Below are 24,282 nucleotides of genomic sequence, written 5' to 3'. Positions count from 1 at the left end.
CCTGGAGGGCTCAGCGTGTGACGCCGGGCATACTGTGTCAAGCGTCTGGGACGGTTGTCCGAGTTCGTGGGGTTCGGGGGTGCGGGGTGGCACGGGTCAGCGCGACCGACCGTCGGCGACAGCTCGTCGAGGCCGCGTTCCGGGTGATCGGGCGCGAGGGGTTCGCCGCCGCGACGACGCGGGCGGTCTGCGCCGAGGCCGGGGCGCCGGTCGCGACGTTCCACTACTGCTTCGCCTCGAAGGAGGAGCTCTTCGTCGAGCTCACCGAGGTCACCGTGGCGGCCCTCCGCGACGCCCAGGCCGACGGCGTCCACGTCGTCGGGGGCCTCGGGGAGTCGCTGCGCGAGACGTTGCGGCAGTGGTGGGCGACTGTCGAGGCGGCCCCGGAGCGGGAGGTGGTGCTGACCGGGCTGACCCACCACGCGCTGCACGAGCCGTCGCTGGCCGGGGTCGCGCAGCGGCAGTACGAGGCCTACCACCGCACCGCCGCGGCGACCCTCTCCTCGCTTGCCCGCGCCTGCGGGGTGGGCTGGTCGGTGCCGGTGGAGCAGCTGGCCCGGATGCTCGTGGTGGTCACCGACGGCGTGACGATCGCGTGGCTGGTCGATCGCGACTCGGCGGCGGCGCTGTCCTCGTTGGACGCCTTCGCCGACGTCCTGGCCGGACTCGCGACGTGAGGGCCGGTGCGGTTGGGTGCTTGTGTGAGCGAGGTGCGGACCGTGGACGTCGCCGAGGTCGAGGCGGTCGTCCGGAAGCTCTGCGTCGAGGCGAACCACGAGCTGCGCGACGACCACGTCGCCGCGCTGCAGCGGGGTCGCGACGCCGAGGAGTCGCCGATCGGGCGCGAGGTGTTCGACCGGCTGCTGGAGAACGCGCGGGTCTCGGCCGCCGAGCGGATCGCCTTCTGCCAGGACACCGGCTACGCGGTGGTGTTCCTGACCGTCGGGCAGGACGTGCACTTCACCGGTGGCTCGCTCGCGGCGGCGATCGACCGCGGGGTGGCCGGGGGCTACTCCGACGGCTACCTGCGCGCCTCGCTGGTCCGCTCCCCCGTCGATCGCGTGAACACCGGCGACAACACGCCGGCGATGGTGCACTACGAGCTCGTCCCCGGCCGGGAGATCGAGCTGACGCTGCTGGTCAAGGGCGCGGGCTGCGACAACATGAGCGCCCTGCGGATGCTCACCCCGGCGGCCGGGGTCGAGGGGATGAAGCGGTTCGTCGTGGAGACGATCGAGAAGGCGGGGCCGAGCGCGAGCCCGCCGGTGACCGTGGGGATCGGGATGGGGGGCACGTTCGACCGGGCCGCGGTCCTCGCGAAGCGGGCGCTGACGCGGAACCCCACGGGGTCGCCGTCGCCCGACCCGGCGCTCGCCGACCTGGAGCAGGAGCTCGTCGAGGCGATCAACGCGACCGGCATCGGGCCGGCCGGGTTCGGCGGGACGGTCACGACGGTCGCCGTGCACGTCGAGGCCTACCCCACCCACATCGCCGCGTTCCCGGTCGCGATCAACCTCGACTGCCACTCCCACCGGGTCCGGGCGGTGACCCTGTGAACCTGACCCTCCCGCTGGACGACCCGGCGTCCCTCCACGCGGGCGACTCCGTGCTGCTCAGCGGGACCGTCTACACCGCCCGCGACGCCGCCCACGCCCGCTTCGCCGAGTCGATCTCGGCAGGCGAGGAGCTCCCGTTCGACGTCGACGGCGCGACGATCTACTTCGTCGGACCCACCCCCGCCCGCCCCGGCCACGTCATCGGCTCCGCCGGGCCCACCACCGCGAGCCGCTGCGACGCCTACTCGCCCATGCTCGTCGAGCGCGGGCTGCGGGCCATGATCGGGAAGGGCCGCCGGAACGCCGAGGTCAAGGAGTCGATGCTCGCGCACGGCTGCGTCTACTTCGGGGCGATCGAGGGCACGGCGGCGCTGCTGTCGCAGTGCATCACGTCGGCCGAGGTCGTGGCCTACGAGGACCTGGGCGCCGAGGCGGTGCGGAGGCTGACGATCGCCGATTTCCCAGCCCTCGTCGTGAACGACCTGCACGGCGGCGACCTGTACGACGACGGCCCGGCCCGCTACCGGCGATAGCGGGACATTCCCGACCACCGCCGTGCCCGCGAGGAGTCGGGGTGGTCTGATCCCGTCCATGCGCTACGACGCGATCCTCTCCGAGACCACCGGCATCGTCGGGCACGGCGGCGACGAGATCGAGGCCTACACGGCACGGCCGATGGATCCCGGCCCGCACCCCGGCATGATCGTCATCCACCACATGCCCGGCTACGACCGGGAGACCAAGGAGATCACCCGCCGCTTCGCGACGATGGGCTACTCCGCGATCTGCCCGAACCTCTACACGCGCGAGGCCCCGGGCGCCGAGCCCGACGACGCCGCGGCCACCGCCCGCGCGAACGGCGGCGTTCCCGACGAGCGCTTCGTCGGCGATGCCGCTGGGGCGGCCGCGTGGCTGCGCCGCCTGCCGACCGCGTCCGGGACGGTGGGCGCCATCGGCTTCTGCTCGGGCGGGCGCCAGGCGGTGCTCACGGGCATCGAGGTCGACGTGCAGGCGACGGTGGACTGCTACGGGGCGTTCGTCGTCGGGACCCCGCCCGAGGGCTTCCCGCTGCAGGTCAGCCCCCTGGCCGACCGGATCGGCGAGCTCGGCGCGCCGCTGCTCGGGCTGTTCGGCAACGACGACTCCTACCCCTCGCCCGACCAGGTCGACGAGCTGGAGAAGCTCCTCCAGCAGCACGGGAAGACCTACGAGTTCCACCGCTACGACGGCGCCGGCCACGCGTTCTTCTCCGTCGACCGGCCCTCCTACCGGCCCGAGGCGGCCGTCGACGGCTGGCAGAAGATCACCGCGTTCCTCGGGACCCACCTCGGAGGCTGAGCACATGTGCACCTACTCCACCGAGAAGGTGGCCCTCGCGCGGTCGTCGGGGAAGACCCGCGACGGCTGGGCGCCGATGACCGAGGCGACCGTCTACTACGACCACCCCGTGCACGCCCCCGACGCGCACACGGTCAACATCGACTTCCTCGCCCCGGAGCGCGGGCCGTCGGCCCGCGTCGCGGTCGAGCTCTCCCTCGAGTCGGCGCGCGAACTGCTGAAGGCCCTCGAGGTCACCGTGGAGCGGGCTGCAGAGCACTGACCGGACGACCGCCCCGTCGTCGGCGGCGACGCACCGCTGACGTCGGGGCGGCGGGGCAGGTGATCACCTCGGGTGGAGCGGACCGATCGGTCCCCGCCCCGTTCCGCTCCGTAGAGAACGATCTTCCCCGCCCGAGCGAAGAAGGCGTTGCACTCTCGACAGTCGCGATATATCGTTGAGCCATCGCCGACAGTCGGCGAGCACCAACGAGAGGATCGAGCGACATGTTCGACATCAACGAGCGCCCCGAGCGGGCGCACCGAGGCGGCCCGCAGGGGCCGCACGCACATCGCGGCGAGCCCGGCGGATTCCGTCGCGGCGCGCGCCGTCGGGGAGGCCCCGGCGGCATGGACTTCGGCCCGCCCTTCGGCCGCTTCGGCGGCCGGGGCCGCGGACGGGGCCCGGAGGGTGAGGGACCCGGCGACGGGCCCTTCCCCGGCCCGTGGACCGACGACGACCCGCGCGGCCACGGCCGCCACGGTCACGGACCCGGACGCGGCCGTGGCTTCGGTCCGGGCGGCCCGGGTGGCCGCGGACGGGGCCGGCGCTCGCGCGGCGACGTCCGGCTCGCGATCCTCGCCCTGCTCCGCGAGGAGTCCAAGCACGGCTACCAGATCATCCAGGAGATCGCCGAGCGTTCGGGCGGCTCGTGGAAGCCCAGCCCCGGGTCGGTCTACCCGACCGTCGCGCAGCTGGCCGACGAGGGCCTCGTCCACTCCGAGAAGGAGTCGGGCCGCGCGGTCGTCCACCTCACCGAGGAGGGCACCCGCTACGTCACCGAGCACGCCGAGGAGCTCGACGCGGTCTGGTCGCAGGTCGCGGCCGGCGCCGACGACGGGTTCCACGACCTCCGCACCGCCGGCCGCGGGCTGGCCGGGGCGGTCGCCCAGGTGGCCCAGGTCGGCTCGTCGGCCCAGGTGAGCGAGGCGACGAAGGTCCTCGACGAGGCCCGGCGCCGGCTCTACCTGCTGCTCGCGGAGGTGGACGGCCCGTCCGACGAGGACGAGGACCCGTCCGACGGGACGACGTGACCGCTGATCGCGCCGCCACGGCAGCGCAACACACCCGTCACCGGGCGTCACACGGCACTCCTACTCTCGGGCCGAGTCGATCTCGACCAGAGGAGTAGTCCAGTGTTCGGGTCACGCCCGGGACGGGGCGCGCCGCCCTCCCCGGGGCCGGTCGCGCGACGCGTCGAGGGTGAGCGCTGGACCCTGCAGTACCGCACGGTCCACGGCTACCGACGCGCCTTCCGCCGGGCGGGCTCCGGCCCGGTCCTGCTCCTGATCCACGGCATCGGGGACGACTCCTCGACGTGGGGCCCGGTCCTCGACGACCTCGCCCGCGACCACACCGTGATCGCCCCCGACCTCCTCGGCCACGGCGGCTCCGACAAGCCCCGCGGCGACTACTCGATCGGCGCCTACGCCAACGGGATGCGCGACCTGCTCTCCGTGCTCGACGTCGACCGCGCCACACTCGTCGGCCACTCGCTCGGCGGCGGGGTCGCGATGCAGTTCGCCTACCAGTACCCCGAGCGCACCGAACGGCTCGTGCTCGTCGGCGCCGGAGGCGTGGCCCAGTCGGTCACCCCCGCGCTGCGCGCCGCGTCGCTGCCGCTGGCCGAGATGCTGCTGCCGGTGCTGTCCTGGCCGAGCGTGCGCGCCCCGACCGAGCTGGTCCTGCGGGTCGCCCAGCAGCTCGACACCGGGCTCGGGCGCGACGCCGAGGACCTCGTCCGGCTCGTCGACGCCCTGCCCGACGCCACCAGCCGCGCGGCCTTCCTGCGCACGCTGCGGGCGGTCGTCGACTGGCGCGGGCAGGTCGTCACGATGCTCGACCGCTGCTACCTCACCGCCGGCATGCCCACGCTGCTCGTCTGGGGCGCCGACGACATGGTGGTCCCCGTCGAGCACGGCCGCACCGCCCACGCGGCGATGCCGGAGAGCCGGCTCGAGGTCTTCGACCGGGCCGGCCACTTCCCGTTCCACTCCCACCCGCAGCGCTTCCTGTCCGTGCTCCGCGAGTTCCTCGCCGGCACCGAGCCCGCGCACTGGAGCGCGGCGGAGTGGCGGGAGCTGTTGCGCACCGGGCGCCGTCCCGACGACGAGGCGGTCGCCCCGCCGTCGGTGCCTGCGGCCCGGCAGGTCCCGATGATCCACCCCGCCCACTGATCGACCCGCCAGCGGCTGCTCCTACGCTGCGCGCCATGACGACCCCGTCGGTTCGCGAGGTCCTGGAGCAGGTGCGCGCCGAGTTCGGCCCACGCTTCGTCCCTGCCCGTGTGGAGGCCGAGGACGAGGCCCGGCGTCTACTCGACGACCGCGTCGGACGAATGACCCACGATGATTTCCTCGAACTCGGATCGGTGTTCAACCGACACGAAGTCCAGGGGGTCGTGAAGCGAAATCGGTTCGCCCCGGCCTTCACGGGCTACTCGATCCTGCAGGCCACCGAGCGGATCGACGAGCTCAACGAGGCCATGCGCGTTCTGTGGGGTCCTTCCGAGGACGACGCGTTGACGCTTGTCGGCGACGTCCTGCGCACTCGGAACCGGCTGCCCGGCGCGGGCTCGTCCCTACTGACGATGATGATGTATCTCCGCGACCCGGATCGCTTCGGCATCCAGATAGACGCCACGATGGGCGGCCTCCGCGTAGCCACCGGCGTCACTCAGCAGTACCGGGCTTTCAGCGGTGAGGGCTACGCCCGCTTCTGCGACGATCTTCTCGCTTGGCGACGCGAGTGGGACGTCGCACCTCAGGAACACGACGCCGTCCTCACCGCTCTCCTCCGTGCCGCCCGACAGAACACGGTCGGTCCCGAACCGAAGCCACCAGTCAAGGGCGGCGGCGCGACCGGGTCCCACTCGACGTCGACGACCACCGCAGAAGTCGCCTTTGCCTGCCACCTCCCCGTCGAGACCGTCGACAGCTGGGTTGCAGCGCTGACCGCTGGCCGGCTTCGGCAGGCCTTCTTCCATGGCCCACCCGGCACAGGTAAGACGTGGGTCGCCCGGCACCTTGCCGCCCACCTCGCCACCTCCCCCGAGCACGTCCGGCTCGTCCAGTTCCACCCCGCCTTCTCCTACGAGGACTTCGTGGAGGGTCTGCGTCCTGAGGTCAACGCGGATTCCGGGGGTCTGAACTACACGGTGCGCCCGGGTCTGTTCCGTGCTTTGTGCGTTGAGGCCGCCGCCGTTCCCGACGAGCGCTTCGTACTCGTCGTCGACGAGATGAACCGGGCCGACCTCGCGGCCGTGTTCGGTGAGCTCCTCCTGCTGCTGGAGTACCGGCGACAGACCGTCCATCTCCCGTATTCACACCAGCCTTTCGGGGTGCCCGACAACTTGCTCCTGCTCGGCACTATGAACACGGCCGACCGCAGCCTCGCGCTCGTCGACTTCGCCCTGCGCCGTCGATTCCATGCCTTCGGACTCCGACCGGACCGCGAGGTCCTGCGCCGTTGGTACGAGGCCCACGACGACCCGTCCGACCTGCCCTTGCGCGTGTTTGACCTGATCGCGGACCGGGTCGGCGAGGACCCCGCCGCACCCGGGCACTCCTACTGGATGGACAGCAACGACGGGGCGACGCTCGAGCGCACCTGGACCTTCCAGGTGCAGCCCTACCTGGCGGAGCTCTGGTTCGACCGGCCCGAACGCCTGGAGGAACTCGACCGGGAGGTCCGCCTCCTGCTCGGCGAGGGCAGCTGAGGTGCTCCGCCTGCGGGAGTACGCACCGCAGGAGGTGGAGCTATCGCCCGAGGACCTCCGCGCGGTCGTCGCACTGACCCGGGGCGGCAGCGACGCCGCGGTGCTGATGGCGGTCACGCCGACGGGGACTGGACGTCACGTGATCGTGCCGGGCCCGTTCGTCGGGCGGCTCCGCCTGCCCAGCGGCCTCGTTCTCGATATCCGGAGCCGCTTCGACCTCGCCGACCTCTCGACCCTGCTGGCGAACTACGTCGGCGCGCCCAGGCTCCTGCGCGACGATCTCGTCCCGGCCGGCGAGGGCACGACACTCGTCGACCTGATCGCTGCGGCGTTCGTCGATGCGCTCGACCAGGTCGTCGGTCGCGGACTGCCGAAGGGCTACGTCGAGCGCACCTTCACCCGGCCGCCGTTCGCCGGCCGCCCCGACGTTGCGACCCACTTACGTCGGCACGCCGGACGTGCGGACCGCCTCGTCACCCGCGCGCACCGCATCACCCAGGACATCCCCGTGAACCAGGTGCTGGCCCGGGCCCACGCGCTCCTGACAAGCGCACCGCTGCGGCATGCTCGTACGCGGAGTCGACTCACAGCGCTGACGCCAGTCCTCGCGGCCATCCATCAACCCCTCGACGTCGAGCGAGCGATCCGCCTCGCGCGTCCCCGGCTGCCCGTTCGGTGCCGGGACGCGTTCGACCTGGCCGTGCTCGTAGTCCGCGGGACGAGCCTCCTCCCCGAGGGGGTCGAGCGAAACGGTGCCGCCGTGCTGTTCCCCATGCCGAAGGTGTGGGAGGCCTTCGTCGAGAATTCCGTCGCCGCGCAGGCGCCGAGCGGTCATCACGTCCGCCGTCAGGTGCCGGTGCCGATCACCGAGTCTCCGGACAGCACGACCGGCTATGCCGATGTCGTGGAGTACGACAGCGAGGGCCGGCCGGTCGCGGTGTACGACGCCAAGTACAAACACCTCGGTCGCCCGAGCACCGACGACCTCTTCCAGGTGTTCACCTACTGCCGGCGCCTGCGCTGCGCTCGCGCTGTCCTGGTTCTTCCGGGTCGTGGCGAGACCTCGACCGTGTCGATGGGCGAGGTGACGGTCGAGTCCCGCGGCCTACGTGTGCTCGCCGACCGTCCGGCGCAGCTCACGGTCATCGACGTGGGTTCGGCGACCGCCCTTCACCTTCCAGAGGTGAGCTGACTCGCGCGCTGGAACGACACCCCGAGAAGCTTGCCGATGTCCCGGAGCGAGAGGCCCGCCCGCTTCAGCTCGGTGGCGGCCGCTCGTGCCTCGCTGGCGGCTTCACGACGCGCCTCGGCTTCCTGCTCACGCAGACTCTCGACGCGCGCCAATCGTTCGCGAGCGGTTCCCGGCAACTGGATGTCGATCTCGAGGTCGACGGTGCTCGGCTCGACGTCGAGAAGAGTCGCGATCAGGTCCCGCGCCATCGTCTCGATCTCGGGGACGTTCCGTGCCTGCGTGTAGTGACCGAGCTCGAGGACGTGGACCAACCAGTACCGGTCGTTGTCGCGCGTTGCACGTGCCGTGTAGGTCGTCACGGACGCCACCAGCCCTTCCCGAGCTTCACTTCGCACTGCTTGTAGATCTCCCGCGTCAGGCCTTCACCGAGCTCCGCGTGACGCGGGATCGGGATCATGACGCCGTCGAGGTCGTACACGACATGGTTCGCGCCCTGACGGGCCAAGCTCCAGGACACGCCCTGTCGCCGAGCCTCCTGCCGGATGCGCTTCTCCAGGGCCCTCGCCTTGGTCACAAGGTAATTCTACCCAGGGCTAGACGCAACGTTCTATGTACACCTAGAACCTCGAGGGCACCGATGGGCAGGCCGGGTGCGCGGCAGAGCCTCCCGGCAATCGGCAGACTGGACGGGTGACCTCCGCACCCCCCTCCTCGACCGACGCCGTGACCGACGACCCGTACCTCTGGCTCGAGGACGTCACCGGCGAGGAGGCGCTCTCCTGGGTCCGGCAGCGCAACGCCGAGACGATCGGCGCGCTGACGAACACCGAGCGGTTCACCGCACTGCGCGACCAGCTGCGGGCCGTCCTCGACTCGGACGACCGCATCCCCTACACCCGCCGCCGCGGCGAGCGGCTCTACAACTTCTGGCAGGACGCCGAGCACCCGCGCGGCCTGTGGCGGCGCACCACCCTCGACGAGTACCGGTCCGGCGAGCCGAACTGGGAGCTGCTGCTCGACGTCGACGCCCTCGCCACCGCCGAGGACGAGAACTGGGTGTGGGCGGGGGCGGCGGCCCGCTGGCCCGACTACACGCGCGCCCTCGTGCAGCTGTCCCGCGGCGGGGCCGACGCCACGGTGGTGCGCGAGTTCGACCTCGAGGCCAAGCGGTTCGTGCCCGAGGACGAGGGCGGGTTCGCGCTCCCCGAGGCGAAGAGCCGCATCTCGTGGGCGGGCGACGACACGGTGTTCGTCGGGACCGACCTCGGGCCGGGCTCGATGACGACGTCGGGCTACCCGCGCGTGATGCGCCGCTGGACCCGGGGCACGGCCGTCGCCGACGCCCCCGTGGTCTTCGAGGCCGAGGAGACCGACGTCGCGGCGTTCGCGGGCGCCGACCGCACCGTCGGCTTCGAGCGCGAGTTCGTCGGGCGCAGCCCCGACTTCCACACCTCGCAGGAGTTCGTCCTCGGCGCCGACGGCTCCCCGGTGCTGCTCGACGTGCCGCCGGACGCCGACACCGACGTCGACCGGGCGTGGCTGCTGGTGCGGACGCGGTCGTCGTGGACCGTCGACGGCAGCGAGTACCCCGCCGGCACGCTGCTGGCCTTCGCGATGGACGCCTACCTCGAGGGGTCGCGCGAGCACACCGTGCTGTTCTCGCCCACCCCGTCGCGGTCGCTCTCGGGCTGGTCGTGGACGAGGTCGTACCTGATCCTCACGGTCCTCGAGGACGTCGCGACGAAGCTCGAGGTGCTCACCCCGCCGCAGGGCCCGGAGACCTGGGCGCCGGGCGAGTGGGCGCGCCGAGAGCTGCCGACGGGCGACGACTTCTCGGTGGTCGGGGTGATGGGCGTCGACCCCGACGTCTCCGACGAGATCTTCCTCGACACCGACGGCTTCACCCGGCCCTCGACGTTCGTGCGCGGCGAGCTCGGGGGCAGCGAGGCCGAGGACGCGCCCCTGGAGACGCTGCGCTCGGCCCCGGCCTTCTTCGACGCCGGGGGCGTCACGACGAGGCAGTTCTTCGCGACCTCCGACGACGGCACGAAGGTGCCCTACTTCGTCGTCGGGAAGGAGCGCGACGAACCGGCGCCGGTGCTGATGACCGGCTACGGCGGCTTCGAGATCTCCCGGACGCCGTCGTACTCCGGGATCATGGGGCTCGGCTGGATCCAGCCCGGCGGGGTGTACGTCGTGGCCAACATCCGCGGCGGCGGCGAGTACGGGCCGGAGTGGCACACCTCGGCGCTGCGCGAGCACCGGCACCGCGCCTTCGAGGACTTCGCGGCCGTCGCGCGCGACCTCGTCGCGCGGGGCATCACCACCGCACCGCAGCTCGCGATCCACGGCGGCTCCAACGGCGGGCTCCTCATGGGCGTGATGATCACGCGCTACCCGGAGCTGTTCGGGGCCGTGGTGGTGATGGTGCCGCTGCTCGACATGCGGCGCTTCCACCTGTTGCTCGCGGGCGCCTCGTGGATGGCCGAGTACGGCGATCCCGACGACGAGGCCGACTGGGCGTTCATCTCGCAGTACTCGCCCTACCAGCAGCTCTCGACGGACGAGAAGTACCCGTCGCTGCTGGTCACGACGTCCACCCGCGACGACCGCGTGCACCCGGGCCACGCGCGCAAGTTCGTCGCGCGGCTGCGCGAGTACGGGCACCAGGTGGAGTACTACGAGAACGTCGAGGGCGGCCACAGCGGCGCGGCCGACAACGCGCAGCGGGCGTTCCAGTGGGCCCTGGTGCTGGAGTTCTGCCGGCGGGAGGTCGGCCTGGCCGGCTAGACGAGGCGGGAGAGCAGGCGGTCGGCCTCGGCATCGGGGTCGGCCGTCAGCCCGGTGTGCACCGGTCCGGCCTGCACCACCGTCGAGCGCGGCGCCGTGAGCCACCGGAAGCGCTCCCCGGGCGAGAGCACCCCGGCCGGCCCCTCCCCCGCCACCGTGCGCGGCCAGGCGTGGACGGCGAGGGCGACCTCGTCGAGGTCGAGGTCGGGGGCCAGCGCACGCAGGCGGTCGAGGTCGAGCGCCAGGCGCATCGTCAGGTGGACCGCGAAGCGGCAGTAGAGCAGCACCCCGACGTTCACGCACTCACCGCGGTCGACGCGCGGGACCACCCGCAGGGCCGCGTACTCGTATTCGTTCACGGTGCCCACGTCCGGTCGGCCACCCGCGCCGACAGGTGCTCGACGTACGCCGCGCGGGCCTCGTCGGGCGAACCGAAGGAGGGATCGTCGAGCCACTCCACGGGCACCTCGGCGACCACCTCCTCGAGCAGCTCGCGGGTCACCCGCGGGGCCAGCTCCGCGTCGGCGGCGGTGCGCGCCGCGGTGGTCGTCGAGGGGCGGAGCACGTGGTCGGACGCGTCGTAGGCGCGGCCGACCACGGCCGCGGCCCGGGCCCAGGAGTGGTGGAAGTACAGGCAGGCGCCGTGGTCGATGCACCACAGCTCGCGGTGCCAGCGCAGCAGGTTCGGGTTCCGCCACGTGCGGTCGACGTTCTCGACGAACGCGTCGAACCAGACGATGCGCGCCGCCTCGTCCGGGTCGACGGTGTGCGCGACCGGGTCGAAGCCCAGCGAGCCGGGCAGGAAGTCCATGCCGAGGTTCGGCCCGCCGGAGCGGGCGAGCAGCTCCTGGACCTCCCAGTCGGGCTCCGAGCGGGCGACGACGGGGTCGAGGTCGACGACCACGAGCTCGGGCACCCGCAGCCCCAGCGCGCGCCCGATGCCGCCGGCGACCACCTCCGCGACGAGCGCCTTCACGCCCTGCCCGGCGCCGGAGAACTTGACGACGTAGGTGCCGAGGTCGTCGGCCTCGACCAGCCCGGGCAGCGACCCGCCCTCGCGCAGCGGCGTGACGTACCGGGTCGCCGTCACCCGCCTCACCGCAGGTCCAGCGCGTACCAGACCTGCGCGTACGGGTTGTCGTTGTAGGGCTCGACCTCGACGAACCCGGCGCGCTCGTAGAGCGTGCGCGCCTCCACGAGGTCGGCCCGGGTGTCGAGGACGAGCCGGGTGCGCCCGGCATCGCGGGCCCGGCGGAGCACCTCGGCGAGCAGCGACTTCCCGACGCCGAGCCCGCGCGTCTCCGGCGCCGTCCACATCCGCTTGACCTCGGCGGCGTCGTCGGGGACCCCCGCCCCGTGAAGGCGCAGGCCGACGCAGCCGAGCACGGCATCGTCGGGACCCGTGGCGAGGACGAACGCGTCGAGGCCCTCGCTGGGGCTCTCGGCCATGAACTCCTCGACCTCGTCGTCGGAGACCGGGCGGCCGTGCATGCGCCCGAGGACGTCGCGGACGTAGCCGCGCAGCGCCGAGAGGCCGGGCTCGGCGTCGGGGCGGGCGTCGTGCAGCGCGATCGTGGGACTCACGGCGCCCATTCTGCCCAGTACCCCCGACGGTCCGGCCGGGCGGCTCAGACGGTGTGGCCCGGGCTCGAGAGCATCTCGACCATCACCTCGCCGATCCGCTGCCCGTCCTCGGGGCGCAGCGCGAACATGCCGAAGTGGCCGGCCGGTGTGTCGATCACCCGCAGCTCGCCGTGGGGCAGGTGACCGGCCTCGGCCTCGCAGTCCTCGACGGGGAAGAAGCTGTCGCCGCCGAAGGGCACGACGAAGAAGTGTGCGGTGATCCTCCCGAGCGCCGTGGGCAGCGAGCCGTCGCCGTGCGGGGAGATGTCGCCCGCCCACCACTTGGCCGCCTGGGTGAGGAGGTTGTTCGGGTCCATCGGGGCGAAGTAGCCGCGGATGAAGTGCTGGCGGAAGTCGTTCGCGGTGGCGTAGCCCAGCCCGCGCCAGTGCTCGCCCCGGTACCACTCGTGGGTGAAGCCCTCGAGCGAGAACGCGAGCGCGTGGCGGGTCAGGCCGAGGCGCACGTCGGCGGCGTCGGAGTAGAAGCCGTCGGCGAAGGCGGGGTCGGAGCGCAGCAGCTCGGTGTGCAGGTCGATGAACACCTGGTTGTGCGCCGGGGTCTTCGCGGTCCCGGCGAACGCGGCCGCGCGGGGCACCATGTCGGGGAAGCGGACCGCCCACTCGTAGGTCTGCTGCGCGCCCATCGACCAGCCCAGCACGGCGTGCAGCTGCTCGACGCCGAAGTGCTCGGAGACCAGCCGGTACTGGGCGAGGACGTCGTCGGCGATCGCGACGGCCGGGAACTGCCCGCGGTCGAACGGCGCCGGGGTGTTCGACGGCGAGCTCGACATGCCGCCCCCGAGCTGCCCCGGGCACACGACGAAGTACTTCTCGGTGTCGAGCGGCTTCCCCGGCCCGATGTAGTCGTCGAGCGAGGACGGGGTGCCCGAGTACATGTGCGGGAACAGGACGAGGTTGTCCTTCACCTCGTTCAGCGTCCCGTGGGTGCGGTAGGCCAGCGTCGCCGCCGGCAGCGTGTAGCCCGACTGCAGGACGAACGACCCCAGGTCGAAGTACTCGTGCTCCCCCTGCTGGGCGTGGGAGTAGTAGCCCTGCCGGTCGGTCCCCGTCATCGCGGCCTCCACGTCGGTCGATCCCGTCGCGCGGAGGCTAGGGCCCGGACCGGGCGGCGGGCCACCGTGCGGTCAGCCGGGCCCCGCCGTCCGGGGAGGTCCCCGCCCGCACCGTCCCGCCGCGCCCCTCGACGAGGCGGGCCACCAGCGCCAGGCCCAGCCCCGAGCCCGTGGTCCCGGCGGTCGCCTCGACGCGGGTGAAGCGGTCGAAGACCCGCGTCCGCTCCTCGTCGGGAATGCCCGGACCGTCGTCGTCGACCAGCAGCCGCACCCACGCCCCGGCGGGGACCACCGACACGTGGACCACCGAGCGGGCGTGCCGGCGGGCGTTTCCGACGAGGTTGTCGAGCACCAGACCGACCTCCGCGGGGGTCGCGGAGGCGTACGCCCCGACGGGCGCCCACACGGTGACCACGGGGCCGGCATCGTCGGGAAGCCGTCCCACCGCCTCGGCCACCGCGCCCCCCAGCTCCACCGCCTGCGCCCGGCCCCGCTCCCCGCCGTCGGCGCGGGCGAGCGCGAGCAGGTCCGTGACCAGCACCGACAGGCGTTCGGCGTCGCGCGCCACCGTGCGCCAGGCCTCCCGGTCCTCCTCCGTGCTCCCCGGCGCCGGGTACGCCACCGCGACGTCCGCGGTCGCGCGCAGCGAGGCGATCGGCGAGCGCAGCTCGTGGGCGGCGTCGTCGGAGAAGCGCCGCAGCCGGTCCGCCGCGTCGTCGCGCCGTTCCAGCAGCAGGTTGATCTCGCGGGCGAGCGCGGCCAGCTCGTCGCGTGAGGGCGGCACCGGGAGGCGTTCGGACTCCCCCACCGCCGCCGCGGCCGCCCGCAGCCGCCCGACCGGGCGCAGCGCCGCCCCCGCCGCGAGCCACGCCCCGCCCGCGAGCACCGCGGCCGCGAGGAGCACCCCGGGCAGGAACCAGCCCGCCGCACCGCCGAGCAGGGACGTCGACCCGACGAGGTCGCGCGAGGCCAGGACCAGGCGCGAGGACCCGTCGGGCAGCGTCACGGGCACCGCGACCCAGCGCCGCGGCTCGCCCGGCCCGGTCACCGTCACCGGCTCCCCCGAGCCCAGCGCCCGCACCGCCGGCGCGGCGAGCGGGACCGGTCCGCGGCCGTCGACGGGCGTCCCGGCCACGTCGGTCAGCCGCAGCCCACCCGGCAGCGGCGTCCCGACGAGCGCCGCCTCCCGGGCCGCGGTGGCGCGGTCGCGCAGCTCGCCGTCCCCGGCCTCGACGACGGCGTCGAGCAGCAGCCCGGCGCCGAGCCGCGACAGGGCGAGCAGCACGACGAGCGACACGAGCCCGACCACCACCGCGATCCGGGTCCGCAGGCCGCGCCGCGCCCACCAGCCGGGCCTCACGTGGGTAGATCGACCCGGTACCCGCGCCCCCGCTCGGTCACGACGAGGCCGTCGGCCCCCACCGCCGCGAGCTTGCGCCGCAGGTAGCCGACGTAGACCTCGACGACGTTGCGGGCCGCGGCCCCGTCGCCCCACACGGTGGTGAGCAGGTCGTCCTTCGTGACGACGGCCCCGGGCCGCACCGCAAGCGCGTGCAGCACCGCGAGCTCGCGCGGGGCGAGCCCGAGGTCGCGGCCGTCCCAGGTGGCGGTGTCGCCGTCGAGCTGCAGCGGCCCCCGGACGAGCGTGACCGCGGCGGGGACGCGCCGGCGCAGCAGGGCGCGGAGCTGGGCGACGAGCACGACGAAGGAGAAGGGCTTCACGAGGTAGCCGTCGGCGCCGAGGTCGAGCCCGTCGGCCTGGTCGACCTCGCCGTCCTTGGCCGAGAGCAGCAGCACCGGGGTCTCGATCCCCTGCGCGCGCAGCCGCTCGAGCACCCGGTAGCCCGACAGCCCCGGCATGACGATGTCGAGCACCACCGCGTCGAAGGTTCCCGACGAGGCCTCGGCCAGCCCGGTCGGGCCGTCGCCGACCGCGACCACGTCCATGCCCTCGGCGCCGAGCCCGCGGACGAGCGCGGCCCGCAGCCCGGGCTCGTCGTCGACCACCAGCACTCGCGGCACGCGTCCGACCGTAGTCCCGCCGGCGCTGTGAGGGTCTCAGCCGATCGGGACGACGATGGTGTCCATGAGCAGCAGGCGCAGGTGGTACGGGACAGCAGCAGGGGCGGTGCTCGCCGGGGCGGTGGCGGTCGGGGTGGTGCTGGCGCCGGGTGCGTCCGCCGCGCCCGAGCTGCCGCCGGTGAGCCCGGAGGACCTGGTCGCGTCGGTGATCACCGCGCAGCCCGGGCCCTTCGACGGGTCGATCACGGTCGACAACGAGCTCGGCCTCCCGGCGCTGCCGCAGGCCCCGCAGCTCGGCAACGGCTCGTCCACGGCTCGCGTCTGGTCGGGCGGCGACGGCAAGGGCCGCGTCGCGCTGCCGTCGTCCGAGGGCGAGAAGACGCTCGTCTCCGACGGCACCACGCGCTGGGCCTACGACTCCACCGACCGCACCGCCACCCGCTCCACCGGCGAGGCCGGGCAGCGCCCCGAGGGCGCCGGGCCCGCCGGTGTGGACCCGCAGACCGACCCGGCCGGCGCGGCCACGTCGATGATCGCGGAGCTCCGGAAGACGAGCAACGTCGCCGTCGACGGCACCGCCGAGGTCGCCGGCCGGCCCGCCTACCAGCTCGTCCTCACCCCGCAGCCGAACGAGCGCACGCTGCTCCGCGAGGTCCGCGTGGCCGTCGACGCCGAGAAGCGCATCCCGCTGCAGCTGACGGTGCTGGCCACCGGCTCGCCCGACCCGGCACTGACCCTCGGCTTCGACAGCATCGCCTTCGAGCCCCAGGACCCGGCGCTGTTCGCCTTCACCCCGCCGCCCGGCACCACGGTGAAGGACGCCCCGCAGGGTGACCGGCCGGATCGTCCGGAGGGCGCCACCGCCCCGAGGACCGTCGGCGAGGGCTGGGACCGCGTCGTCGTGCTCCAGCGCCCGGCCCAGGCCGGTCAGCCCCAGCCGGGTCAGCCCCAGCCGGGTCAGCCCGAGGGAGCACCCGAGGGTGCTCCCGACCTGTCCGCCCTCGGCTCGCCCGTCAGCGGCCCCTGGGGCACCGGGCGCCTGATCTCCACCGCCGTCGCCACGGCGATCGTCACCGACGACGGCCGCGTGGCCGCCGGCGCCGTCCCCGAGCAGGTCCTCACCGAGGCCCTGGCGCGATGACGGCGACCCAGCACGAGGCTCTCGTCGGGAAGGACCTTCCCGACGAGGCCCCGGTGCCGGCCGCGAGGGTGCGCGGCGTCCGCAAGACGTTCGGGAAGGTCGTCGCGGTCGACGGCATCGACCTCGAGATCCCGGCGGGCGCGGTGCTCGGCATGCTCGGCCCGAACGGGTCGGGGAAGACGACGCTGATCCGGATGCTGCTCGGGCTGACCCGCCCGAGCGCCGGGCACGTCGAGCTCCTCGGCCGCTCGGGCGACGAGCTGCCGGCGTCCCTGCCGGACGTCGGCGCCCTCGTCGAGGGGCCCGGCTTCCACCCGTTCCTCTCCGGGCGCGACAACCTGCTGCGCGTCGCCGCCTGCGAGCCCCGCCTCGACGGCGACCTGCGCGGCCCCGTCGACGCGGCGCTCGAGCGGGTGGGTCTCGCCGACGCCGCCCGCCGCCGGTTCCGGGGCTACTCGCTGGGCATGAAGCAGCGCCTCGGGCTGGCGGGGGCGCTGCTCGTCCCGCGGAAGCTGGTGGTGCTCGACGAGCCCACCAACGGCCTCGACCCGGCCGGCACCCGCGACGTCCGCCGCGTGGTCGCCGAGCTGCACGACGCCGGCACCACGGTGGTGCTCTCGTCCCACCTGCTCGCCGAGGTGGAGGCCGTCTGCACCCACGTCGCGGTGCTGCAGCGCGGCTCGCTGCTCGTCTCGGGCGAGCTGGCCACGCTGCTCGACCACGACGCCGAGCTGGTCGTCACCACCGACGACCCCGCCGGGGCCGTCACCGCCCTGCGCGCGACCGGCGCCGGTGCCTACCTGCGCGAGACCGCGGTCGTCGTGCCGGGCGGGCCGCTGGAGCCGCCCGACGTGGTGGCCACGCTGGTCCGGGCCGGCATCGGCGTGTGGGAGGTCCAGCGGCGACGCGCGCACCTCGAGGAGCTCTTCGCCCGACTCACCGAGGAGGACTCGTGACCGCCGTGCTGTCGGAACGCTCGAGGACGCGCGCCACCGCTCCCCTGGGGCGCCTGGTCGCGGCCGAGCTGCGCTGGGTGCTGCGCCGGCCCCGCACGCTCGTCGTGCTCGGTCTGCTCGCGCTCATCCCGGTCGCCGTGGCCATCGGGATCGCGCTCGCGGGATCGCCGTCGTCGGGGCGGGGCCCGGGGCTCGTCGCGCAGGTCGCCGGCAACGGCTTCGTCCTGCCGGTCGTCGCCCTCGGGCTCGCCCTGACGCTGCTGCTCCCGCTCGCCGTCGCCAGCTCGGCGGCCGACGCCATCGCGGGCGAGGCCTCCACCGGCACGCTGCGCGGGCTGCTGCTCGCCCCGGTCGGCCGGATGCGCCTCGTCGTCATGAAGTCCGCCGGCGTGATCACGGTGGCGGTGCTCGCGGTCGTGATCGTGGCGGTCGTCGGGATGGTGGCCGGCGCGGTCGTGGTCGGCGGGCCGGGCTCGCTGATCACCCTGTCGGGCACGACGCTCGGCTTCGGCGAGGCACTCGGGCGGATCGCGCTCGTCGCGGCGTGGACGATCGGCCAGCTGCTCGCCGTCGGCGCGGTGGCGCTGGCGATCTCGACCTTCACCGAGCACCCGCTCGTGGTCCTGGCGTCCGTGCTGGGCGGGATGATCGTGTTCGGGGTGCTCGGCGCGATCCCGTCCCTGTCGTGGCTGCAGCCCCTGCTGCTGACCTCCGGGTTCACCGCCGGCACGGACGTCCTGCGCGACCCGCTGCCGCTCGACGGCATCGCGTCGTCGTCGCTGCGGGCCCTGGTCTACGTGGTCGTCGGGATGACGATCACCGTGGTCCGGATGCGTCGCCGGGACGCCTAACCCAGGGCGGCGAACAGCGGGGCGAGCTGGGCGGTGTCCACGTACTCCTCGAGGCGGGTGACGAGCCCGTCCTCGAGGTGGATCACCATCGCCGCCGGTGCGTGGAGCCGGGACCCGTCGGGGAGGGTCCCGGTCAGCACGTAGCGGGCCAGGCCGGTCTGCTCGTCGTCGCCGGTGGTGCGGACGTCGGCCATCGTGAAGTCGGGGATCACGGCCCGGATCGCGCGCAGCGTCGCGAGGGTGTGGACCAGCGTCGGCTCCTCGACCTCGTCGAACGAGTGCCAGGTGACGGCGCCCTCGGCGAACAGGTCGGACGGCGGCTCGGGGGTGTCGGTCGCCGCGAGGGCGTCGAGGACTCGCTGTGCCGCGGTGCTCGGGGTCATGGTCTCGATCGTGCCGGTCGCGGACATGATCGAGTTGCTCCGAACGGGCGCTGGCACCGTTCGAACATGTGTTCGATACTGGGATCATGGCCGCGCCGGTGGAACCCGCTCCCGATCCCGCAGGGGACCTCGGGGCCGACGGGCTGCCCGTGTGGTTCCCCGACGACGATCCCTGGCAGGAGTTCGACGAGCGCCTCACCGACGAGGAGTTCGCGGCGCTGTGCGTCGAGGAGGAGCAGCTCGTCACGCTGTGCTCCTCGGAGCCCGATCCCGGGCCCTCCGCCGCGGGCTGTGACGGCTCGGCTCCCGACTGGTCCATCCCCGGGCTCGAGCCGGAGAGCGACCGGGACGGGTTGTCCGTGGCGTCGTCGACGGCGCTCGCCGAGACCGCGGCCGCCGTCCAGGCGCTCCGCCTCGCGCACGCCCGCGCCTATCGCGCACTGCAGGGGCTCCAGGCCTCCGACGCGGTCACCGAGACCGGCTACCGGTCGGTGACCCGCCTGCTCGAGGACCACGTCCGCATCGACCCGTCCGAGGCGCTGCGCCTCACCCGTCACGCCGCCTCCCTGGCCACCACGGTGTCCCCCACCGGGAGCCCGGAGCCCGCCGACCTCCCCGCGACCGCCGCGCTGGTCGAGGCCGGGACGATCGGACCGGGGCACGTCGAGGTCATCCGGAAGACGCTGCACCGCCTGGACGCCGTGGTGCCGGCGCTCGCCGACGAGGTCCTGGCGACCACCGAGACGCAGTTGGCCGAGCTCGCCACCACCCACGCGCCCGCCGCGCTGGCCAAGGCCGCCGGCGCCATCCTCGCGCTGCTCGACCCCGACGGCACCGCCCCCGACGACGACCCGCCGCCGGAGAACGAACTGCACTACCTGCGACGCAAGGACGGCACCCTCGCCGGGCGCTTCGCGTACCGCGACCCCGCCGCCGCGGAGTTCCTCGCCACGGCCCTGGCCCACGCCACCCCACCGCCCGAGGGCGCCGCTCTCGAGGACCAGCCCGAGCGTGGTCGGACCGACGGCCCCGAACGGGGCGAGTCCCCCGACAGCCAGGCGCTGCGCACGCTCCCCGAACGGCGCGCGCAGGCCCTGCTCGACCTCGCCGGCGAGGCCTACCAGCGCGGCGTCGACACCACCTCGCCCGAGGCCACCCCGTCGGCCGGCGACCCGGCCGGCGCCGAGGAGACGACCGGGTGGGGCCTGTTCGACCCCGACACCGATCCCGACGCCGATGCCCCGAAGCCCGAGCCGGGGACACCGGCCGGCGCCCCACCGGCCTGGAGCCGCGCCGACTCCGAGGGTGGGGAACGCGTCGCGCTGACCCTCACCGTCGACCTCGAGACGCTCCGGCGACAACTCCGCGAGGCCACCCCACCGCCCGACGGCACCCTGAAGCTCGGGCTGCTCGGGGAGAACACCTACATCCGTCCCGAGACCGCGCGGCGCCTCGCCTGCGACGCCGACCTCGTCCCCGCCGTCATGGGCGGGGAGGGCCAGCCGCTCGATCTCGGCCGCAAGGTCCGGATCGTGCCCCCGCACGTCCGCCGCGCGCTCTACCTCCGCGACCGGCACTGCGCCCACCCCGGGTGCCGCCGGCGGGCCCGCAAGACCCACGCGCACCACATCCTGCACTGGGTCGACGGCGGCGAGACCTGCCCGGAGAACTGCGTCCTGTTGTGCGCATACCACCACTCGCTGGTCCACCACAGCGGGTGGGAGATCGTGATGATCGACGGGATGCCCTGGTTCCGACCACCCCGGTGGCTCGACCCGGCCCAGCGGCTCCGACACAACCGCCCCTGGCAGACCGTCCGCGCCTGATCGACGTACCTGACCGACGCACGCACGCACGCACGCCGACGACGGCGGGTGGTGACACCCGCCGTCGTCGGCACAGTGCTGCTCGATCCGGTGGACTGCTCGCTCCCGTGGGCTCTCAGCCCACCGGCACGGGGTCCCGTCGCGGTGCCGTCGAGGGAGTCCGCGCCGCCCGGATCGCGAGCACCCCGAGCCCGACGGTGCCGATCGCCTCGAAGAGCTCCACCTGCAGACCGGTCAGCACCGGGGCCTCGGGCAGCGGGATCAGCACCCCGATCGCCGAGGCGACGAAGGCCGCGCCCACCCACCAGGGGATGCCGGCACCGCGGCGCAGCAGGGCGATCCCGGTGAGGAGCACCCCGGCGACGAACACCAGCCCGCCGATCACCTGCAGCAGCGCGAACGACGGCGCCGCCACGATCGAACCCCTATCGGCGTGCAGTACTGGATCCGGAACCACACCGGGGATGCCGGCGAGCTCGCGGGCGACGAACCCCTCCACCACGAGGTGCGACTGCGCGGACAGCGCGTTGCCCACGAAGTAGAGCGTGAGGCCGACGAGGCCGAGCACCCCGACGCGGTCGGCGAGCCAGGCGGTCACCGCGGGCAGGCCGAGCATCAGCAGGATCGCGCCGCCGTAGAGCAGGGCGTACGCCGGTGGACCGCCACCCGCCGCGAGCGACGCCGCGGAGTGCGACTGCCCGTCCACCACGGGGTGCAGCATCCCGCCGGCGAGCCCGGTGATGCCGGAGGCGGCGAGCGCGGCGCCCCCGAGGGCGAGCAGGCGACGGTGCGTGGTGGTCATGGCGGGACTCCCGGTTCCCGGGCGCCCGCGGTGGCGCCCGTCGGGTGCGACGGTGCGCTCCACCACTTGCAGCCGACTTGTGATCGACCGCCCTCACCCCAGCAGCGCGTCCGCCTCGGCCGTCCAGTGCGGGGCGTCGAGCCGGCGGGCCAGGGCGACGGCACTCTCGGCGTGCGGGCGGGGGTCCTCGCCGAGGGCGACGGCGGCCCGGGCCAGCACCAGGTCGACCGGGCCGAGGACGAGCTGGCCGTTGACGGTGCGCACGAGCTGCCCGGCCCACGGCCGCAGGTCGTCGGCGGTCCGGCGGACGACGGCGGTGTCGCCGAGCCGGCACGCCGCGAGGCACTGGAGGGCGGTCTCCAGCAGCCAGGTCGACTCGCGGGGGTAGACCGGCAGCGGCCAGAGGGCCCGGGCCTCGTCGACCCGGCCGGCGTCGAGGTGGCTCAGCACCCGCAGCACGGCCACCCCCGACGCGCCGCCCGCGGCCACGACGGACTCGACCTCGACGGCGGCCGAGCCGTCCCCGGCCGCCGCGGCGACCGTGGCCAGCACCCAGGCGCGGATCAACGCGCCGTTGGGGTCGCCGGAGGCGGTGATGCGGGCGGTGAGCTCGTCGAAGGCGTCGCGGGCGGCGTCGACGCGGCCGTGGACGAGGTCGAGGGTCGCCGCGAACACCGCGACGGAGAGGGCGAGGACCGGGAGCTGGCCCGCCCCGGCGGTCGCGGTCGCCCCGTCGAGGTGGTGGCGCGCGGCGTCGAGGTCGCCCCGGCCCACCGCGGCGGCGGACAGGATCAGGTGCGCCAGGGCCCGGTGGTCGCCCAGGTCGGCGCGGGTCGCGACGGCGAGCATCTCCTCGCCGACCCGGCGCTGGTGGTCGGGGTCGAGCACGCCGAAGGTGTGGAAGTGCGCGACGTTGAGCGCGCGGCAGACCAGCCGCGGGTCGTCGAGCTCCCGGGCCAGGGCCAGCGCCTCCTCCCCCGCCGGCCGGCCGACGTCGACCAGCCACGGCTCGGCCTCGTGCGCCAGGGCCAGGAGCAGCTCGGCGCGCAGCCGGCGGTCGGTGGTCCCGACGACCGCGAGCAGCTCCTGCACCCGGGCCACCGCCGCGGACTGCTCGGCGAGCAGCGGGCGGGTCGACCACAGCGCGACCACGTCCCAGCTCCAGGCCCACGCCTCGTCGAGCACGTCGCCGGTCGCCGACGCGAGCTCGATGCAGCGGGCCCGCTCGGCCCGGGCGGCGGTCAGGTCGCCGGCGGCGGCCAGCGAGCGGACCAGGTCGCGGTGGGTGCGCAGGCGGCTCGTCGCGTCGCCCGCGCCGAGGTCGTGGGCCCGCAGGCCCGCCCGCCACCAGCGGACCGCGTCGTCGACCGCGCCCGTCCCGTGAGCACTCGCGGCGCCGGCGAGCAGGTGGGGCAGCGCGCGGGGCGCGGTGGCGGTGTCGAGGGCGAGCTCGGCGTGGTGGGCGAGGGCGTGCACGCGGTCGGGGTGCCGGGCCTCGAGGGCGTCCAGCAGCGCGCGGTGCAGCCGGGCCCGGCGCAGCGGCGGGATGCGGGCGACGATCGTGTCGCGCACCAGGGCGTGGGCGAAGCGCAGGCCGCCGCGGGCATCGTCGGGAACGGGTTCGAGCAGGCCCGCGACGAGGCCGGTGTCGAGGTCGTCGAGCAGCTCGTCCTCGGTCAGCGGGCCCCGCAGCGCGTCGACCTCGAGCACGAGGTCGACGTCGACGTCCCGCCCGAGCACCGCGGCCCGCGTGAGCGTCGCGACGGCGCGGGCGGGCAGGCGCGCGATCCGCCGGCCGAGCACGTCGCCCACCCCGGCCGGCAGCTCGCGGGTCGCGACCTCGTCGCCCTCGGTCCGCACCAGCCCGCCGAGCTCGCGCAGGAACAGGGCGTTGCCGGCCGCCCGCTCCAGCAGGGCGCGCCACGTGCGGTCGGCGAGGGCGCGCCCGGCGGTGCGCCGCAGGAGCCGGCGCCCGGAGTCGGGGTCGAGCCCGCCCAACCGGAGACGGTCGAGGGTCTGGGCCGCGAGCAGCGCGAGGGTGGCCCGCAGGTCGTCCGACACCTCGTCGTCGCGGTAGGTCGCGACGACGAGCAGCGGGACGTCGCCGCTCGCGACGAGGTGGCGCAGGACCTGCAGCGTCTCGCCGTCCCCGCGGTGGACGTCCTCACAGACGATGGTCGTCGGGCCGTTCCCGACGAGGCCCGCGACCGCAGCGGTCAGCGTGAACGGGTCGGTGGCCGCGGGCGGGGCGCCGCCGGTCCGCTCGACCAGGTCGCGCCACGCCCACCCCGGAGGGGCGCCGTCGACCTCGGAGCAGCGGGCCCGCAGGACGCGCGCGCCCTCGGCGGCCGACTCGCGGGCGAAGCGTTCGACGAGGGCCGACTTGCCCGTCCCCGCCTCCGCGGCCACCCACACGACGGCGGCCCGCGGCCCGGTGGCGCTCCGGGCGCGGTGCAGCCGGTGCAGCTCGTCGGTCCGGCCGAGGAAGCCGTCGTCGGGCTGCGCCTCGGCCGGCCGCCGTGGCGCCGGCGGCGGGGATGGTGGTGGTGGGGGTGGTGGCGGCGGCGTCGGCTGCGGTCGGGCGGCCGGGTGGAGCACCGTCGCCTCGGCCTCGCGGAGCACGGGACCGGGGTCGAGGCCGGGCTCGTCGGAGAGCCGCTCGCGGGCGTCGCGCAGCCCGACGAGGGCGGCGCCGGTGCGCTGCCCCCCGACGAGGACGCGGGCCATCAGCGCCACCCCGCTCTCGCGCAGG

General features: G+C 74.4%; 25 protein-coding genes. 14 read left to right on the top strand and 11 right to left on the bottom strand.

Annotated features, from left to right (window positions below):
• Nucleotides 1-86 precede the first annotated feature (86 nt).
• From ACFPBZ_RS11540 to ACFPBZ_RS11500, 9 genes are all read left to right on the top strand, one after another.
• Complete coding sequence (locus ACFPBZ_RS11540; protein ID WP_378036196.1) at nt 87-677, top strand: TetR/AcrR family transcriptional regulator; 591 nt, start codon at nt 87-89, stop codon at nt 675-677.
• A gap of 42 nt (nt 678-719) precedes the next feature.
• Nucleotides 720-1,556 (top strand): fumarate hydratase, encoded by an 837-nt coding sequence (locus ACFPBZ_RS11535; protein ID WP_378036195.1) that lies wholly within the window; start codon nt 720-722, stop codon nt 1,554-1,556.
• The gene (locus tag ACFPBZ_RS11530; RefSeq protein ID WP_378036194.1) at nt 1,553-2,089 is read left to right on the top strand and encodes a FumA C-terminus/TtdB family hydratase beta subunit; all 537 of its coding nucleotides are present in this window, start codon (nt 1,553-1,555) and stop codon (nt 2,087-2,089) included. Before ACFPBZ_RS11535 ends, ACFPBZ_RS11530 begins: the two co-directional genes overlap by 4 nt.
• Nucleotides 2,090-2,147: 58 nt before the next feature.
• Nucleotides 2,148-2,894, top strand: coding sequence for a dienelactone hydrolase family protein (locus ACFPBZ_RS11525; RefSeq protein ID WP_378036193.1), 747 nt, complete (start codon nt 2,148-2,150; stop codon nt 2,892-2,894).
• Between the two features lie 4 nt (nt 2,895-2,898).
• Complete coding sequence (locus ACFPBZ_RS11520) at nt 2,899-3,156, top strand: DUF6295 family protein (RefSeq protein ID WP_378036192.1); 258 nt, start codon at nt 2,899-2,901, stop codon at nt 3,154-3,156.
• A 224-nt stretch (nt 3,157-3,380) separates the two neighbouring features.
• Entirely contained in the window at nt 3,381-4,187 is an 807-nt protein-coding gene (locus ACFPBZ_RS11515) for a PadR family transcriptional regulator (protein WP_378036191.1), read from the top strand.
• 102 nt (nt 4,188-4,289) lie between these two features.
• The gene (locus ACFPBZ_RS11510) at nt 4,290-5,330 is read left to right on the top strand and encodes an alpha/beta fold hydrolase (protein WP_378036190.1); all 1,041 of its coding nucleotides are present in this window, start codon (nt 4,290-4,292) and stop codon (nt 5,328-5,330) included.
• A 35-nt stretch (nt 5,331-5,365) separates the two neighbouring features.
• A complete protein-coding gene (locus ACFPBZ_RS11505) occupies nt 5,366-6,871 on the top strand; it encodes an McrB family protein (RefSeq protein ID WP_378036189.1) in 1,506 nt (501 codons plus the stop codon).
• Nucleotide 6,872: 1 nt separating this feature from the next.
• The gene (locus ACFPBZ_RS11500; RefSeq protein ID WP_378036188.1) at nt 6,873-8,063 is read left to right on the top strand and encodes an McrC family protein; all 1,191 of its coding nucleotides are present in this window, start codon (nt 6,873-6,875) and stop codon (nt 8,061-8,063) included.
• Here ACFPBZ_RS11500 and ACFPBZ_RS11495 read toward each other — a convergent pair.
• Both ACFPBZ_RS11495 and ACFPBZ_RS11490 read right to left on the bottom strand, forming a co-directional pair.
• Complete coding sequence (locus ACFPBZ_RS11495; RefSeq protein ID WP_378036187.1) at nt 8,042-8,422, bottom strand: hypothetical protein; 381 nt, start codon at nt 8,420-8,422, stop codon at nt 8,042-8,044. The two genes, ACFPBZ_RS11500 and ACFPBZ_RS11495, sit on opposite strands and share 22 nt — an antisense overlap.
• A complete protein-coding gene (locus ACFPBZ_RS11490; protein WP_378036186.1) occupies nt 8,419-8,637 on the bottom strand; it encodes a hypothetical protein in 219 nt (72 codons plus the stop codon). Before ACFPBZ_RS11490 ends, ACFPBZ_RS11495 begins: the two co-directional genes overlap by 4 nt.
• Before the next feature lie 116 nt (nt 8,638-8,753).
• Between ACFPBZ_RS11490 and ACFPBZ_RS11485 the strand changes: the two genes are divergently transcribed.
• Entirely contained in the window at nt 8,754-10,853 is a 2,100-nt protein-coding gene (locus ACFPBZ_RS11485) for a prolyl oligopeptidase family serine peptidase (RefSeq protein ID WP_378036185.1), read from the top strand.
• On the opposite strand, the gene ACFPBZ_RS11480 is transcribed toward ACFPBZ_RS11485, so the two are convergent.
• Genes ACFPBZ_RS11480 through ACFPBZ_RS11455 form a run of 6 tightly spaced genes read right to left on the bottom strand, consistent with a single transcriptional unit; the run spans nt 10,850 to nt 15,571 of the window.
• The gene (locus ACFPBZ_RS11480) at nt 10,850-11,212 is read right to left on the bottom strand and encodes a DUF3037 domain-containing protein (RefSeq protein ID WP_378036184.1); all 363 of its coding nucleotides are present in this window, start codon (nt 11,210-11,212) and stop codon (nt 10,850-10,852) included. The genes ACFPBZ_RS11485 and ACFPBZ_RS11480 overlap by 4 nt on opposite strands.
• Nucleotides 11,209-11,943: a HipA family kinase gene (locus tag ACFPBZ_RS11475; RefSeq protein ID WP_378036183.1), complete on the bottom strand. Its 735-nt coding sequence runs from the start codon at nt 11,941-11,943 to the stop codon at nt 11,209-11,211. The genes ACFPBZ_RS11480 and ACFPBZ_RS11475 overlap by 4 nt, the downstream gene beginning before the upstream one ends.
• Nucleotides 11,944-11,948: 5 nt before the next feature.
• Nucleotides 11,949-12,437: a GNAT family N-acetyltransferase gene (locus ACFPBZ_RS11470; RefSeq protein WP_378036182.1), complete on the bottom strand. Its 489-nt coding sequence runs from the start codon at nt 12,435-12,437 to the stop codon at nt 11,949-11,951.
• A gap of 44 nt (nt 12,438-12,481) precedes the next feature.
• Nucleotides 12,482-13,549, bottom strand: coding sequence for an alpha/beta fold hydrolase (locus ACFPBZ_RS11465; RefSeq protein WP_378036181.1), 1,068 nt, complete (start codon nt 13,547-13,549; stop codon nt 12,482-12,484).
• Between the two features lie 37 nt (nt 13,550-13,586).
• The gene (locus ACFPBZ_RS11460) at nt 13,587-14,909 is read right to left on the bottom strand and encodes a HAMP domain-containing sensor histidine kinase (RefSeq protein WP_378036180.1); all 1,323 of its coding nucleotides are present in this window, start codon (nt 14,907-14,909) and stop codon (nt 13,587-13,589) included.
• Nucleotides 14,906-15,571 carry a response regulator transcription factor gene (locus ACFPBZ_RS11455; protein ID WP_378036179.1) on the bottom strand — a complete coding sequence of 222 codons (666 nt, stop codon included), beginning with the start codon at nt 15,569-15,571 and terminating at the stop codon, nt 14,906-14,908. The genes ACFPBZ_RS11460 and ACFPBZ_RS11455 overlap by 4 nt, the downstream gene beginning before the upstream one ends.
• A 64-nt stretch (nt 15,572-15,635) precedes the next feature.
• On the opposite strand from ACFPBZ_RS11455, the gene ACFPBZ_RS11450 reads away from it, so the two are divergent.
• Genes ACFPBZ_RS11450 through ACFPBZ_RS11440 form a run of 3 tightly spaced genes read left to right on the top strand, consistent with a single transcriptional unit; the run spans nt 15,636 to nt 18,519 of the window.
• Nucleotides 15,636-16,712, top strand: coding sequence for a LolA family protein (locus tag ACFPBZ_RS11450; RefSeq protein ID WP_378036178.1), 1,077 nt, complete (start codon nt 15,636-15,638; stop codon nt 16,710-16,712).
• Entirely contained in the window at nt 16,709-17,668 is a 960-nt protein-coding gene (locus ACFPBZ_RS11445) for an ABC transporter ATP-binding protein (RefSeq protein WP_378036177.1), read from the top strand. The genes ACFPBZ_RS11450 and ACFPBZ_RS11445 overlap by 4 nt, the downstream gene beginning before the upstream one ends.
• Nucleotides 17,665-18,519 carry an ABC transporter permease gene (locus tag ACFPBZ_RS11440; RefSeq protein WP_378036176.1) on the top strand — a complete coding sequence of 285 codons (855 nt, stop codon included), beginning with the start codon at nt 17,665-17,667 and terminating at the stop codon, nt 18,517-18,519. The genes ACFPBZ_RS11445 and ACFPBZ_RS11440 overlap by 4 nt, the downstream gene beginning before the upstream one ends.
• Here the strand turns inward: ACFPBZ_RS11440 and ACFPBZ_RS11435 are convergent.
• A complete protein-coding gene (locus tag ACFPBZ_RS11435; protein ID WP_378036175.1) occupies nt 18,516-18,902 on the bottom strand; it encodes a nuclear transport factor 2 family protein in 387 nt (128 codons plus the stop codon). The genes ACFPBZ_RS11440 and ACFPBZ_RS11435 overlap by 4 nt on opposite strands.
• Nucleotides 18,903-18,988: 86 nt before the next feature.
• Between ACFPBZ_RS11435 and ACFPBZ_RS11430 the strand changes: the two genes are divergently transcribed.
• Nucleotides 18,989-20,728, top strand: a complete 1,740-nt coding sequence (locus tag ACFPBZ_RS11430) for an HNH endonuclease signature motif containing protein (RefSeq protein WP_378036174.1) — start codon at nt 18,989-18,991, stop codon at nt 20,726-20,728.
• A 115-nt stretch (nt 20,729-20,843) separates the two neighbouring features.
• On the opposite strand, the gene ACFPBZ_RS11425 is transcribed toward ACFPBZ_RS11430, so the two are convergent.
• Both ACFPBZ_RS11425 and ACFPBZ_RS11420 read right to left on the bottom strand, forming a co-directional pair.
• Nucleotides 20,844-21,530, bottom strand: a complete 687-nt coding sequence (locus ACFPBZ_RS11425; RefSeq protein ID WP_378036173.1) for a hypothetical protein — start codon at nt 21,528-21,530, stop codon at nt 20,844-20,846.
• Nucleotides 21,531-21,623: 93 nt separating this feature from the next.
• Nucleotides 21,624-24,282 (bottom strand): ATP-binding protein (locus ACFPBZ_RS11420; RefSeq protein WP_378036172.1); only part of this gene is annotated, 2,659 nt, incomplete at its 5' end.

This window comes from Actinomycetospora atypica (genome assembly GCF_042653685.1).
In the GTDB taxonomy this organism is placed as follows: domain Bacteria; phylum Actinomycetota; class Actinomycetes; order Mycobacteriales; family Pseudonocardiaceae; genus Actinomycetospora; species Actinomycetospora atypica.
Note: the sequence above shows the minus strand (reverse complement) of the source record. Positions and strands in the feature narration are given on the sequence as shown.